This is a genomic window from Alkalibacillus aidingensis (assembly GCF_014595945.1).
In the GTDB taxonomy this organism is placed as follows: Bacteria; Bacillota; Bacilli; order Bacillales; family Alkalibacillaceae; genus Alkalibacillus; species Alkalibacillus aidingensis.
Map to the genome: position 1 here is coordinate 322,869 of NZ_JABXWU010000002.1, position 14,717 is coordinate 337,585.

Genomic DNA, 14,717 nt, shown 5'->3' on the forward strand with positions numbered 1-14,717 from the left:
CTTACCTTTCAGCAAAATCTTCAATGACTTTAGCAATCACTTTAATCCCGTCGACAAAGTCATCGATATTGATATTTTCATTAGGAGCGTGGTTGTTTGAAGCAAAATTACCAACCCCAACCGATACAGCTGGAATCCCTAATTTCTGACAAAGCTCATACATCGGACCCGTTCCCGGTGACATCGGCATCACCGTTGGCTCCATTTCCATAACATCCTTGGTCGCCGAAACGACACTTTGTGCTAACGGATCATCAGGATCTGTTCTTGCCGGGTACTCAAGCCCCATCGGTGTGATCTCAATATCTTCATATCCATGATCATCTAAATACTTCCTTAACTGTTCGACGATTTTGTAAGGATCTTGATTCGGCACTAAACGAAAGTCTAACTTCACCTTAGCCTCAGAAGGGAGAACCGTCTTTGCCCCCTCACCGGTATAACCACTTTCAATTCCACAAATATTAGCAGTCGGTGAGAAGATTAACTGTTTCTTTAGCTCATCTCCTGTCACATCGTTAACAAAACGATCAATCGCCAATTGCTCTTTCGTCTCTTCTTCACTGTAAATAAGATCAGCAATTAATTGATCATCCTTTGCTGTCGGAGCTAACACATCCTCATAAAACCCTGGAATCTGAACTCGATTACTCGCATCTTTTAACGACTGAAGAGCCCAAACCAAACGCCAGGCAGGATTTTCAACCACTGCTGCATTTGCTGAGTGCAGGTCTGTATTCGCTCCCTTACAAGACAGCTCAACATAAGCCATTCCTTTAACACCTAAACTTACCTGCTGTCTGCCGTCAGCATTTTTATAACCAAACTCCCAAATACATCCATCTGCTTGAATTAACTCAGCATTCTCATCAGCAAAGCCCTCTAAATTAGGACTGCCAATCTCCTCTTCCCCTTCAACGATAAATTTCACATTGACTGGCAATTCCCCGTACACCTGTTGATACGCATGAACCGCTGCTATTCGTGCCACTAAATTACCCTTATTATCTGCAGAGCCACGAGCAATTAACTTCCCATCGACAATATGACTGGCAAATGGTGGTTCATCCCACAACTCAATTGGATCCTCTGGTTGTACATCATAGTGGTTATAAAAAGAAAGCGTTCGATCCGATGTACCTTTTACCTCACCGAAAACGACTGGAAAACCATCCGTCTCAACAAGCTGAACATCTGCTTGGGTTTGCTGTTTTAAATCGTCTAATACCTTATTAGCCACTTCCGTCATCCCTCGATTTTGAGCTGCAACACTCGGAATTTTACATAAGTCCTGCAACCAAGTTATGTACTGTTCCTGATTCTCTTCAATGTACTGATATAACTCCTTCACTCAAACCCCACCTCACTTTTAGGAAATTAAATAAGGAAAATAGCCGAAAGTGTTCCTTAAATATGTTATTATGTACTATAAGTCATTCAAAAAGTTTTGTCAATTTAAAATTGATATAATTTTTAGACAAAGTCACTTAATTAGAAAGGATGTTAGTTGAATGAAGACATTAAGTACTGTTGAAAGTTATTTGCAAGAGCACCAAGAAGAGATTTTAGAAGATCTACATACCTTAGTTGCAGCTGAATCCCCGTCTGAAAACAAGACACTCGTTGATCAATGTGGGAAAACTCTACAACAACTCACAGAAAAATTGATAGGTGGAGAGGTAAATGTCTTTCCGCAAGTCGAACGTGGAAATCACTTTAAAGTGACTATAGGCGAAGGTGAGAATCGCGTGCTAATCTGTGCACACTTTGATACCGTTTGGGAACAAGGTCGTTTACCTATTCAAGTCACAGACGGGAAATTCTACGGACCAGGTGCCATTGATATGAAAGGTGGCATTGTTCAGTCCTTGTGGGCCGTCCATGCCTTAAAGGAAGCCGACCAACTTCCTGACCTAGAACTCGTATTCCTATTTACTTCAGACGAAGAACTTGGAAGCCAGACCTCAAGATCATTAATCGAACAAGAAGCCAAAGCTAGTGACATCGTACTCATCACCGAACCACCCGTTGCTAAAACAGGCGCCCTAAAAACAGCACGAAAAGGTGTCGGAATCTATAACCTAGAAGTAACAGGCAAATCATCGCATGCAGGAAATCACCACAGCGCAGGCAATAGCGCCATACTGGAACTAGCCCAGCAGATCATTAAGCTCGAAAATCTCACAGACTATGAAGTCGGAACAACCGTCAATGTCGGAGTGATTAATGGTGGTACCAAACGAAATGTCGTACCCGATTATGCAGAAGCACTCATTGACTTCCGCGTTGAAACCGAAGAAGAAGCCGAACGAATGGTCAACATCCTTGAAAATTTAGAACCAATCACCACTGACGTAGAAGTTGACATTTGTGGCGATCTCAACAGACCACCCATGGTCAAAACCGAATCCACCCAGCAACTTTACGAAAAAGCCCAACAAGCCGGAGAAGAAGTCGGCCTACAAATAAAAGAAGAACACGCAGGAGGAGGAAGCGACGGTAATTTCACAGCAATTTTAGGAGCCCCTACCCTCGATGGACTCGGCGCACTCGGCGAAGGACCACACGCCGAACACGAACATATTATTATCGATGAACTACCAAAGCGCGCTGCATTCTTAGCACATTTAATGAAGAAAATTTAAACAGAAGCAATGACGAATTTGATCCACCTCGTTGGAAATCCATCTCGTTGAAACTCACCTTCTTGAGAATCCACCACCTTGGGAATCCGTCTCGTTCACCTTTTTGAAACCACCTCCTATTTGGGGGTGGTTTTTTTGGGGGGATTAACGGTGGTGGATCTACTATTAAGTGTGATTGGATCGAGATTTCGTTAATGAAACTGCTTTTTTTGATAGTTTGCCTTGTGTGAAGGGCATTTTGTTATTGAGGACGTTTTTCTCTGACAGTTTGGCTTCTGCGTAGGGGCGTTTTGTTATCGAAACCACTTTTGGTGACGGTTTTGTTTGTGCAGAAGGGCATTTTGTTATTGAAACTGCTTTTGTTGACGGTTTGCCTTGTGCAGAAGGGCATTTTGTTATCGAAACCGCTTTTGTTGACGGTTTGCCTTGTGCAGGAGGGCATTTTGTTATTGAAACCACTTTTGTTGACGGTTTGGCTTGTGCGAGAGGGTATTTTGTTATCGAAACCGCTTTTTGTTGACGGTTTGGCTTGTGCGAGAGGGTATTTTGTTATCGAAACCGTTTTTGTTGACGGTTTGCCTTGTGCGAGAGGGCATTTTGTTATCGAAACCGTTTTTGTTGACGGTTTGCCTTGTGCGAGAGGGCATTTTGTTATCGAAACCGTTTTTGTTGACGGTTTGCCTTGTGCGAGAGGGCATTTTGTTATTGAAACCGCTTTTGTTGACGGTTTGGCTTTAGTTCTGAGGCGGCGTCTCGTTAATTAAACTGTTTCCTTATTTATGTCTCCAAACAATCGCGGCAACTTTTCTTTAATTAGACTTCTGATCAAGTCTACTATCACCCTAATCACAAAACCCGCCTCCAATAGTAGAGACGGGTCTTTCACATAAGTATTAATATTTATAGGATTGGCCACCATCGATCGGAATGACGGCACCGTTGATGAATGTCGCTTGATCGGACAGTAGAAACGCCACTAGGTGACCGACTTCTTCTGGTTTACCGAAGCGTTTCATTGGGTTGACGCTGACGAATTCTTTACCTGCTTCTTCCCAGTTGTCTCCTGCCATTTGTTTGAGGGAGCCTTCAACCATTGGCGTTAGGATCGCACCCGGTGCAATGGCTTTGATGCTGACGTTAAACTGACCGTACTCAACACCGGAGTTTCTCGTTAATCCAACTACCCCGTGTTTACTAGCGGCGTAACCAGACTGATTTCCTACCCCACGTATACCACCGACAGATGCTGTGTTCACAATAGATCCGGACTCTTGCTTCTTCATCACTTCAAGCACGTATTTCATTCCGTAGAAAACACCGTTCAAGTTGATATCAACGACTTTACGGAATTCATCACTGCCATAATCCTCAGTAAGATTTTGCTTACCTTCGATTCCAGCATTATTGAAAAATCCATCAATACGCCCGAATTTCTCAACCGTTTTATTCACATAATTTTTCGTCGCTTCTTCATCAGACACGTCCGCAGCAATCGTAATGATTTCACCGAAATTGGGAGCTTCTGATTCAATTTGCTGCTTCACTTCTTGTAAGCCATCTTCATTTAAATCAACTAACGAAAGCTTGCCCCCTTCTTTAGCGACCTGTAGAGCAGCAGCATGTCCTAAGCCTGACGCACCACCTGTAATTAAAACCACTTTGTCTTCAAATCTATTCATGTTAACACCTCCACAGGTTAGATTCCCCCAAAAATCGGCAAACAAACGATGTTAATCGAAAGAATTTTGACGAATTTTTGAATCGAATTTCTGATGGGGGTTATTTATAAAAAGCACAGGCATCATGATCGAGAAAACTTTAGCTGATTAAGAACATCGACATAATCAACCCACAAATAATCATACTCATCACAGTAAAAAATAGCTTCTTCCACCGAGCCTTCAGCATAACTTTGTGGAAATTGATCTGGCATTGGCAACTCCCCTGTCAACATGGGAATCACATATGGATTGGCAGAATCTGCTTTTCGTATAGTGGCCTCGATCGTTGAATTAACCTGACCATTAGCCTGTTCTATTGCCACTAATGCTTGATTAAATAACCAGTGAGCGCTTTCCTCAGGGTACATCTCCAATAAAGCTTCGGCATCCTCCAATTGATCCTCTTCCATATAACAACTAAACAAACGATAGCGAACACCTTGATTATCATTCGGATTCCATTCAAGCAACTTTTCATAGTATTCAATAGCTTGATCTGTGTTGGCCATTTCCTCATAATATTCAGCCAAGGCAAAATTGGCACGGAACCAACAGCGCGCTTCGATAATCGCCCACGGATTGTCATCTTGTTTAACCTCATCCAAATCTAGTTTGTGATGGCCTAATTCTATTGCCTGCTCTAGCACCTTCACTTTCTCATCACCGTCTAATGTCATTGAATAAAGGATAAGCCCGTCAATATTTTCAGGATCAAGCTCTCTAGCACGTTTGATTAAATCAAGCGCTTTAGCAGGATTCTCCTCATCGTAAGCGTCATAAGCCAATAATTGGGCACGCTCCTCGTCATTTTTCGGTGTATAAGATTCATTCATCGTTTGGTTCATGTAAGCATTAATGTCTTCATGATTGTCAAAAGACTGACTTTCAAGCTTTTTATTCATCTCATACATAGCTCGTTCAGTGGTAACATCCCAACCTGGAGCAGTGCTTTGGACGATTTGTGGAGCTTGATTACCAAGATTGCTATCCTCCTGAGACATGTCTTCAACCAAATCGAATAAATAATCCTCCATTTCCTCAATTCGTCTTGAAACACTATTCGGACTAACGCCGTACTTCTCTGCCATCTCTTTTTGCGTCACACCAGGGTCAATAAAGCCAAAGAACGTGCTTGTCCAATATAGATATTCTAAAGTGGCTGCCATCACTTCAACCTTATTTACCCGTGGATTTGTATCCTGGTAAAAACGAACCCAAATAAACTCTAAATCTTCATACGATTCATCTGATGTCGTCGCTGGATAACAAAGCTCACGCATTTTTAACAAGACTGCCTGAGCTTTGGGATGCCCGTCCAATATAAAGAGTGGATCTGGCTTCCCTTCTTCAAACCACAAATCAAAAAGCTCTAAGAACATATCCTGGAACAATTCCTTCTCTGATTGCAAGTTCGAACTAGAGTCATAACGTTTTCTAACCTCATTTAAAAGCTTACCTTTATCATGATCTGTTCCCGGAATTGCAAGCGGCATTATTTGGAAGTGGTGTCCCCAATTCATCATAAAACCGAACAAGAATACCGAAGAATCAAGATCTTTTGGAAGTGTAAATTTACTTATTTCATATAACTCATCTGTGAAAACATCTCTCACAACAGCCGTGTCATCAGACTGGTCTTGTTCAAATTGGAAAATACTTACCTGTGTATCCTTCCAACCTTCAAGCGCAGATTTTGTTGCCGGGCGACGAACAGACCGAACCACATCATTAACAAACTGCTCCATTATTGTCTCGCCACTCCCTGACTTTTCAAGCGATCGATAAAGAATCGTCATCAGCTGCTTAACCTTTGCCATATCAGACTGCGACTCTTGCCTAGGAAACAAATGTGGATGGCGCTCCATAACAAATTGCATAAAACGCTCCCAATACTGGTTTATCTCATCACTGACCACTTTACTAGAAAAATCCACCACATTAGAATTCATACAACACTTCTTATACTTTTTGCCACTCCCACAAGGACACGGGTCATTACGACCGACTTTTTTAGACACTTTAACACCTCAAATCGATTAGTTTTATTTATGTATTAGCATTGGACGAAATTGATTATGACGCAGTTAGTGATTAGCTATTCATCAGCTTCTCCTTATCACCATGCTTTAAAACTATCTTATCATGAAAACCGTTTTTCATATAGACAGATCATGCCTTTTTTGACCAGGGCAACCCTACCGGCATTGAGACCACCTCTCTTTGACCATAGCATCAACTCAGGCAATCCTACCGGCATTGAGACCACTTCTCTTTGACCATAGCACCAACTCTGGCAACCCTACCGGCATTGAGACCACTTCTCTTTGACCATAGCACCAACTCAGGCAATCCTACCGGCGTTGAAACCGCTTCTCTTTGACCATACAGCCCGGCTCCGACCTCCTAACGTCATTGAGATCATTTATCAAACGGTATCAACTACCTAGACCACCTCTCATCGACGTTTCCACCCAACGAAAAAGCCATTTCGTCAATGAGAACTGCTGACACCTCCCCCCACCAGTGCTACAATAAGCTTTAGGTGGTGAATCAAATGTCCAAAAAAGAATGGATCAAAAAGAATCGGAAAAAATTGCTGATTGGAGCAGTGTTTGTCATCATGCTTGTTGCGATCATCAATTTATACCAGGATAAACGAATGTATGAACGAAAGCTGTCATTTGACTTATCCAACGATTTTTCCAGAGTCATGCAAACGATCGACAACGGTCTGACGATGCTGGATACAATCATCGAAAAGGAAGAGATGACGTACCCTGAGCATTCGATTTTAACGAACGGTTATAGTGACCTTTCGATGAACATGCAAGAGTGGCGTGGTATCGCCAATCGCTTCGGAAAATTTAATAAAGAAGTATCCAACACGGTCTCACTAAACGCTGCAGACAGTCGTTGGTATATTCATAGTTTTTTAGACCAAACCGAGGTTCCGCGCATTCCACCGGATGAAGTCGCCGTCACCCTAGATGAATCACAAATTGAGAAGCTGACTTACATAAGAGAACTAACCGAAGTGTGGGCCGAATTAGCCGATGAAATTGTCCCAACCTTTAGCTACGACGGGAACCGAGTCAGTTACGACCACCAGGGATTTTGGGATCACACCGGGGACTATAACATAAACGAAGATTTCTGGATTGATTTCATGATTGAAGCTGATCAAGCGACTGAAGATTTCCTCTGGGAAGAATATCAGGTAAGAGAGATGAGACAGTTGTTGGTGGAGTAATAACGATCAACAGAACATTTCTGGATGTTACAAGGTAAAGTACTATATAGTTAATTCAGATGTCGCTGGTATCGCCTTTAAAACTACTTTATAAAGCAAACTAGCAAGCAGGGTCGTTTTCACGCCTTACTTGCTAGCTTACGTTTTTCTTCCTTTTATATAATAAATAAAGAGTAAGACCTAAACTAATCTAACGTTACCAAACCATACGCTCCTGTTTAGACTTATACACGACTTCTTTCTGATCTTCTTCGGTACCAATTCCTAGATAATGATTTTGCACTTCATCATCTTCTAATAACCTATCTACTTCACCTTGCATGACAACACGGCCGTTTTCCATAATATAGCCATAATCGGCAATTTTCAAGGCGACATTAGCATTTTGTTCAACGACCAATATTGACGTTCCTTCTTCCTCATTAATTTGTTTGATGTTTTCAAAGATTTCTTCTACTAATAATGGCGCAATCCCTAAAGAAGGCTCGTCTAGTAACAATAGTTTCGGTTTTGCCATTAATCCACGCCCAATAGCCAACATCTGCTGTTCCCCACCAGATAAAAGTCCAGCTGGGCGTTTTTTTAAATCACGTAGTTTAGGAAAATACCCGTAGATCTTATCGATATCCTTTTGAATATTCCTGCGATCTTTTCTAGTATAAGCTCCAGCAGTTAAATTTTCTTCCACTGTTAAATGTGGAAATACATGCCTTCCTTCCATACAGTGAAAAATACCACTTTTCACAATGGCGTCGGGTGACTTGCCGTTAAGCGTCTCGCCCTCAAACTCCACGGTTCCATCGGTAATCTGACCTCCATCACTTGATAGTAAACCAGAGATGGATTGTAAAGTAGTGGACTTTCCTGCTCCATTACTCCCAAGTAACGCAATGATTTTCCCTTTTGGAACTTCTAAGGACATCCCCCGTAATGCTAAAATCATTTTAGAATAGACGGCTTCGACGTTATTAACCTTGAGCAACAGCTGTTCCTCCCTTTTACTAAGAAATTTTAGGTGTAAAAGGAATGAGAGAACCCTTTAAGCAGTTCTCTCACCCTAACATGATGATTTAACGATAGCTGTCGTAATCTGTGATTGCCTTCCACTGACCGTCTTCAACAATACCTAAACGGATTTCTTCTGTACCAGCATGTAACTCATCAGTAAATGTAACTGGTGCAGCAAGACCACCTAAATCTAGGTCCTCAATTGCTTCAAGTCCAGCAAGCACATCTTCACCTGTGATCTCACCATCTGTGGAATCAGCTGCATTCTTGACACCTTCAACCATGACTTTTGCAACTACCCATCCAGCCACATGCTGCATGTTAATATCATCCACTGTCATGTCCTGAGAATCCAGATACTCTATATATTCGTCCATACCTGGTACATCTTCGTAAGGTAGAGCGTGTGTTAAAACACCCATAAACCCTTCAGATAAATCTCCTGCTTGATCAATCAATCCTTCACCAACCGCTTGGTTCAATCCGATGAACTGTGTATCAATATCAAGGGTATCGGCATCTCTTAAAATAGTTGTTGTTGCTGCCCAAGTCTGTTGTATGATTCCGTAATCAGGGTCATGCTCTTCCATATTTAAAAGTTGAGACTGTGCATCTGTCGCAGCAAGGTCAATGATTTGTTCATCAACAATTTCAACACCGATTTCTTCAGCATAATCCTTTATATCATCAATCGGAGAACGTCCAAATCCTGTGTCATTATAAAGTAGAGCAACTGTTGGGTCGCCACCTTCATGATTGTCCTTTATCCACTCCAAGACCATTCTACCTTGGTCTGAATAAGACGCTGCCACAAAGAAGTTATAAGGACTTTCATCAAGATCTTTTAAGTTCTCAGAATACGAAGCAGACATAAATGGTATTTGATCACTTGCTACTTGTTGACGTAAAGCCTCTGTGTCACCTGTTCCCCAGCCAAGAATTGCAGATACACCATCACGATCACGATATTGTTGGTAGATTCGTTGCGCATCACTAATTTCATATGCATAGTCTTCTGATAAATGGGTAATGTCTAACCCATCAATTCCCCCGGTGCTTTCTAAATACTCGAAGAAATGATCTTGACCTTCTGAATAAGGAGTTCCTGTATCACCAGTTGCTCCAGTAATATCTGCAAGAGTACCAATGGTCACCTCTTGATCATCACCCGATCCACCAGAGCCATCTGCATCATCACCACAAGCCGCCATAAAAACTAATACCACCAAACCAATAATGAGACTCAAAAACTTTTTTGATTTCAACTTTTTTCCTCCCCTTTATTGAGAACTCTAATATAATGATGAATCTAGTTTCATCATCTAGTAAGAAAACGGCCATTTTTTAAAGTAGTTGACCGTGTTACTCCACATATGAGCTAAACCTCCAGGCTCAAAAATTAAGAACAGGATAATTACCGCACCAAACACAAACTCTTCGAAAGCTGATAGAATATGAGATAAATCGGTTAGGATTCCCGATAGCGATCCAACTATTATATTTAAAACGACAGGAAGTAAGGTAATGAAAAATGCACCTAAAATTGAACCAAATACACTACCTAAACCACCAATTAAAATCATTGCCAAGTACTGAATTGAAACATTAATTTCATAGAATTCAGGACTAACAATCATCGTATAGTGTGCTAATAATGACCCTGCAATTCCTATAAAGAACGAACTAATTGCAAAGGCCATTACCTTATATTTAAACAGATTGATCCCCATAATCTGCGCAGCCATATCACGATCTCGCACAGCAAAAAATGCTCTACCAGTTCTGGATCGTACCAAGTTTATTGCGTAAAACGCAGAGAGTAAGAAGGCAATGGCTGATAGATAATAGTAGCTTGTATTGCTACTTAGCGCAAAATCACCAATCGTCGGTCTTTGCAGTACCATCCCAGATGTACCATTTGTCAAACTAACCCACCTTCGAATAATAAATAAAATAACAAATTGAGCTGCTAGTGTGGCGATAGCTAGATAAAGGCCTTTTAATCGAAGTGATGGAATACCAAATAAACCACCGATGATAGCTGTAATAATTCCAGCTAGAGGCAAGGCAATCCAAAAACTGTAACCCATACTAGTGGTTAATATGGCAGAAGCATATCCACCAACACCTAGAAACGCACCCACACCTATTGATATTTGTCCCGTAAAACCTGTTAAGATATTAAGTCCAATTGCCCCAATTGATGAGATAATACATAAGGTCATGAGTCCGATAAAATAATTTGATGCAAACATAGGTAATAAAAAGATAACCAATAACAGAATAACCATACCAATCTTTTTATTTCGCGAATTCAGTAAAGCCATATCTGCCCGGTAGGAAGTTCGGTAGTTTCCTAGATTTTTTCCCAAAATACTCTTCATCCACTACACCCTTTCTGCTCCACCTTTACCGAATAATCCATATGGTTTAAGTAACAGAATCAAAAGGACAATAATGAAAGGAACTACCTCTTTTAATCCTCCACCAACCATTGGATCTAAGTATCCACCTGCGAGGTTTTGAATGATTCCAATCAAAAATCCTCCAATAATGGCTCCTCCGATACTATCAAGTCCACCTAAAATAACAACCGGCAGAACCGTGAGGCCAATGGTTGCCATAATCGGGCCAACACCATTGATCATTCCCAGCAAAGTACCACCAATCGCAGCAACCACTGCTGCAATAGCCCAGGTAACAGCTAACACATTTTTAACACTAATCCCCATCGACATCGCAGCCTTTGCATCATCAGCGACGGCACGCATGGCAATACCCATCTTGGAGAATTTAAAGAACAATGTAAAAGTTACTAACAGGACTAATACAGTAATAAAAGACCATAGATAAACCGGTGTTATAATTAATCCACCAAAATGAATCGGCTCACTTGGAAATACTTGAGGAAATGTTCTTGTTCGGTGTCCCCAAACCATATGAACGAGCCCACCTAGTAAACTCGCCAGACCAATAGTAGCCATGATGATCGATATAACAGGGGCATTTTTCAACGGCCTAATCACCAATCGTTCCACCGAGAACCCTAGTAACACACTGATAACAAGTGTAATCAAAAGGGCTACGATAAATGGCAAATTAGAAGCTGTCATGATCGTTAGACAAACGTATCCACCAATTAACACAAATTCACCATTAGCTAAGTTTAATACATCACTAGATCGATAAATTAGAACGAACCCTAATGCAACCAAGCCATAAATACTTCCTACAACAATCCCTGTTACAAGTATTTGTAAGAAAAAGTCCATCCTTAAGTCGCCCTCCCTTCTCCATCTAAGGTGACAAATGAAAATTCTTCACTTGTTTGATCACCTTCTTTGGTTACGTTCAATTGCTTGGCATACATTAAATGAATTAAATCCTGATACTTTTGTTCAACGAATTTTCTTCTAACCTGTAACGTATGAGTCAACTCTCCTTCTTCTTCACTTAACATCTTAGGTAGAAGCACAAAGTTATGGATCTGAACTGAGGTAGGTAGATCCTCCATTCGATTGCTGACTTCTTGTTCAATTAGCTGAATCACTCTTTCATGCTTTGATAGATCCTCGTAAGTCGTGTAAGCTAGCTGGTTTTGATCTGCCCACCGACCAGTCGTCTCAGGATCAATATTCAAAATAGCCGTCAAATAATCACGATTATTCCCAAAACAAACGGCCTCTTTAATATAAAGACTCTCCTTCAACTTGTTTTCAATCTCCAATGGATAACACACTTCTCCTGATGTAAGAATGATTTGCTCTTGTTTTTTTCCGAAGAAGCGAAGTTGACCATCTTCGATAACTCCACAATCACCTGTAGCTTGGTACTCCTCATTTTCTTCCGTAGAGGACGCACTCTTAATGTAAATTTCATCATCTTCTCGAATATCAACTTCTATTCCCGGCAATGGGACACATGAACTTTTCATATGTTCATCATTTTCCTTCTCGATCAAACCAATCCCCGCCAATTCATTGGCACTATATGTATGGCGAATTGGAACACCCATACTTTTAAAAAATAAGTACGTAGCTTCATCAATTGGCTCTCCGATAACAAAAGCTTGTTTGACTCGATGAAGACCATAATGATAACGGATAAAACGATGAATGATTAGATCTCCTAACTCATTCATAAAAGTAACGAATTTACTTACAGGTGTTTGTGATCCTTTTGCTTTTGTTTTAATCTCTGAATAGTGCTGAAATAAATGGTATGTTTTTCTTTTAAACCTTGTGGAGTCTTTCATACGTAATGTGATTTGTGAGCGTATCTTTTGGTAGACACGTGATGGGGCAACTAAGCTGTGTGGTCCTAATTCAATTAAATCCTTTAAAACGGTATTCGGCTTTTCTGGATAATTTACAACAATTCCTTGATAGATTGGTAGCACAACAGTGAAAAGGTACTCATTCATAGAAGCGAGTGGCATAATAGGTAGGTAATCATCCAATTCAACAATGTCTTCTGAATCACATATTCTTCTAGCAGAGGTAATGAGGCCTTTATGAGTGAGAAAAACTTCTCTTGGCTGTTCTGATTCCTCCGTATAAGCTACCATTGTTACATCATTTGGTGAAGATTCATCTATCCTTTCTTTGATAAAATTGGGCTGCTCCTTCAGTCTATTCTTACCTTCTTCTAATACATCTCGAAAAAAGCTTTCTGGAATAGATGAATGACTTTCCTCCCCTTGCTCATCCATATCAATCATCTTCTTAACAAAAGGGATTTTTTCTTGTATTGCTAACAACCTTTCCTTATGATCAAATCCACCGACTATGACTAACTTAGGCTCGAAATCTTTTAAGTACTCAACTAACTTATCAGAAAATAACTCATAAACACCAACCGGAATCGCTCCGATCAACTGCGTAGCTAAATGGACAATGGTCCACTCTGGTTTATTCTCACCTATAATCGCCACCTTTTCACCAGGCTGAACTTGAAAGTCATCTTGTAACATTATTCCAAGAGATTCAACTTGCTCTCGAAACTCCTTCCATTTGACCTCATTCCAAATTCCCAAATCTTTGTAACGGTACGCAACCTGATCAGGATTCGCTTCTGCCCGTTCAAGAAAAAGCTGGACCAACGTTTTATCCTGTCTCATGGAGCTCCCCCCTATCTTAGCTAACATTTTCTCCAATATAAGCTTTAATAACTTCAGGATTTTCCTGCACTTCATTAGGCGTACCAAAACCAATTTGCTTACCAAAATCCAAAACCGCAATATGGTCTGATAATCTCATAACAACCCCGAGGTCATGCTCAATAAGAACAACAGTGATGCCATTGTCTTTCATCTTTAAAATCAATTGAGCCATCCTTTCTTTTTCCACCTTATTCATCCCTGCCATTGGCTCATCTAGCAGGATCAACTCTGGACTCAAAGCAAGCGCACGTCCAACTTCAACTCTTTTTTGTTGACCATAAGCTAACCTTTCAACTGGTGTGTGACGAATCTCCTGTAGATCTAGAAATTCAATCACTTGCTCGACATGCTCTCGATTATCGACTTCTTCCTTCTCAGCCTTACCAAAATAAAAACCACCTGAAAATGGGCCGGACTTCATTAACGTATGCCTTCCCAACATCAGATTATCCAAAACAGACATATGTTCAAAAAGGGCAATATTTTGAAAAGCACGTGCAATACCTAGATTCGTCCTTGAATACGCTTTCATCTTAGTGATTTCTTCATCCTTATATTTAATAGACCCTTGCGATGGATGATATAATCCACTAATACAATTAAGCATACTCGTCTTCCCCGCCCCATTTGGGCCAATCAGAGAAAATATTTCCCCCTCTTCAATATGAAAACTAACATCGTTTAAGGCTTTGACACCACCAAATTGAAGAGATATACCTTCGATCTGAAGAATCTTGACCACTTTGATATGCACCTCCTATTCTGTATGACACCAAGGTTACAAAAGATTATATAAGGATTCAAGTTAATTGTCAATGTATTTTGATAATTGACAATTTTCTACATTATTAAATAATTATCATTAATAAAATTAGTTGAATCTTTTGAAATTTTCATGTATATAAATAGTAATAGGCTTTGTTTTGTTGTAA

General features: G+C 40.6%; 12 protein-coding genes. 3 read left to right on the forward strand and 9 right to left on the reverse strand.

The window, feature by feature from the left end; genetic code table 11:
* Position 1 precedes the first annotated feature (1 nt).
* Complete coding sequence (locus tag HWQ49_RS06700; RefSeq protein WP_188206833.1) at positions 2 to 1,351, reverse strand: M20/M25/M40 family metallo-hydrolase; 1,350 nt, start codon at positions 1,349 to 1,351, stop codon at positions 2 to 4.
* A 160-nt stretch (positions 1,352 to 1,511) separates the two neighbouring features.
* Between HWQ49_RS06700 and HWQ49_RS06705 the strand changes: the two genes are divergently transcribed.
* Entirely contained in the window at positions 1,512 to 2,645 is a 1,134-nt protein-coding gene (locus HWQ49_RS06705; RefSeq protein ID WP_188206834.1) for a M20 family metallopeptidase, read from the forward strand.
* A 290-nt stretch (positions 2,646 to 2,935) separates the two neighbouring features.
* Positions 2,936 to 3,409: a hypothetical protein gene (locus tag HWQ49_RS06710; RefSeq protein WP_188206835.1), complete on the forward strand. Its 474-nt coding sequence runs from the start codon at positions 2,936 to 2,938 to the stop codon at positions 3,407 to 3,409.
* Positions 3,410 to 3,538: 129 nt separating this feature from the next.
* Here HWQ49_RS06710 and HWQ49_RS06715 read toward each other — a convergent pair whose 3' ends face one another.
* The gene (locus HWQ49_RS06715; protein ID WP_188206836.1) at positions 3,539 to 4,324 is read right to left on the reverse strand and encodes a glucose 1-dehydrogenase; all 786 of its coding nucleotides are present in this window, start codon (positions 4,322 to 4,324) and stop codon (positions 3,539 to 3,541) included.
* Between the two features lie 122 nt (positions 4,325 to 4,446).
* Entirely contained in the window at positions 4,447 to 6,384 is a 1,938-nt protein-coding gene (locus HWQ49_RS14830; RefSeq protein WP_188206837.1) for a tetratricopeptide repeat protein, read from the reverse strand.
* A 536-nt stretch (positions 6,385 to 6,920) separates the two neighbouring features.
* On the opposite strand from HWQ49_RS14830, the gene HWQ49_RS06725 reads away from it, so the two are divergent.
* Positions 6,921 to 7,616 carry a hypothetical protein gene (locus HWQ49_RS06725; RefSeq protein ID WP_188206838.1) on the forward strand — a complete coding sequence of 232 codons (696 nt, stop codon included), beginning with the start codon at positions 6,921 to 6,923 and terminating at the stop codon, positions 7,614 to 7,616.
* Positions 7,617 to 7,812: 196 nt separating this feature from the next.
* On the opposite strand, the gene HWQ49_RS06730 is transcribed toward HWQ49_RS06725, so the two are convergent.
* From HWQ49_RS06730 to HWQ49_RS06755, 6 genes are all read right to left on the reverse strand, one after another.
* Positions 7,813 to 8,598 carry an ABC transporter ATP-binding protein gene (locus HWQ49_RS06730; RefSeq protein ID WP_188206839.1) on the reverse strand — a complete coding sequence of 262 codons (786 nt, stop codon included), beginning with the start codon at positions 8,596 to 8,598 and terminating at the stop codon, positions 7,813 to 7,815.
* A gap of 88 nt (positions 8,599 to 8,686) precedes the next feature.
* On the reverse strand, positions 8,687 to 9,835 hold the full coding sequence (locus HWQ49_RS06735; protein WP_188206939.1) for an ABC transporter substrate-binding protein: 1,149 nt from the start codon (positions 9,833 to 9,835) through the stop codon (positions 8,687 to 8,689).
* Positions 9,836 to 9,946: 111 nt separating this feature from the next.
* A complete protein-coding gene (locus HWQ49_RS06740) occupies positions 9,947 to 11,008 on the reverse strand; it encodes a branched-chain amino acid ABC transporter permease (protein WP_188206840.1) in 1,062 nt (353 codons plus the stop codon).
* Positions 11,009 to 11,011: 3 nt separating this feature from the next.
* Positions 11,012 to 11,896 (reverse strand): branched-chain amino acid ABC transporter permease, encoded by an 885-nt coding sequence (locus tag HWQ49_RS06745; RefSeq protein WP_188206841.1) that lies wholly within the window; start codon positions 11,894 to 11,896, stop codon positions 11,012 to 11,014.
* Between the two features lie 2 nt (positions 11,897 to 11,898).
* Positions 11,899 to 13,743, reverse strand: coding sequence for an AMP-dependent synthetase/ligase (locus HWQ49_RS06750; RefSeq protein WP_188206842.1), 1,845 nt, complete (start codon positions 13,741 to 13,743; stop codon positions 11,899 to 11,901).
* A 16-nt stretch (positions 13,744 to 13,759) separates the two neighbouring features.
* Positions 13,760 to 14,527, reverse strand: coding sequence for an ABC transporter ATP-binding protein (locus tag HWQ49_RS06755; protein ID WP_188206843.1), 768 nt, complete (start codon positions 14,525 to 14,527; stop codon positions 13,760 to 13,762).
* Positions 14,528 to 14,717 lie beyond the last annotated feature (190 nt).

Bases quoted from the DNA above. Each gene is read 5' to 3' on its own strand.
- HWQ49_RS06705 (WP_188206834.1), top strand. From the start codon at position 1,512: ATGAAGACATTAAGTACTGTTGAAAGTTATTTGCAAGAGCACCAAGAA.
- HWQ49_RS06715 (WP_188206836.1), bottom strand. From the start codon at position 4,324: ATGAATAGATTTGAAGACAAAGTGGTTTTAATTACAGGTGGTGCGTCA.
- HWQ49_RS06725 (WP_188206838.1), top strand. From the start codon at position 6,921: ATGTCCAAAAAAGAATGGATCAAAAAGAATCGGAAAAAATTGCTGATT.
- HWQ49_RS06735 (WP_188206939.1), bottom strand. From the start codon at position 9,835: ATGGCGGCTTGTGGTGATGATGCAGATGGCTCTGGTGGATCGGGTGAT.
- HWQ49_RS06740 (WP_188206840.1), bottom strand. From the start codon at position 11,008: ATGAAGAGTATTTTGGGAAAAAATCTAGGAAACTACCGAACTTCCTAC.
- HWQ49_RS06745 (WP_188206841.1), bottom strand. From the start codon at position 11,896: ATGGACTTTTTCTTACAAATACTTGTAACAGGGATTGTTGTAGGAAGT.
- HWQ49_RS06750 (WP_188206842.1), bottom strand. From the start codon at position 13,743: ATGAGACAGGATAAAACGTTGGTCCAGCTTTTTCTTGAACGGGCAGAA.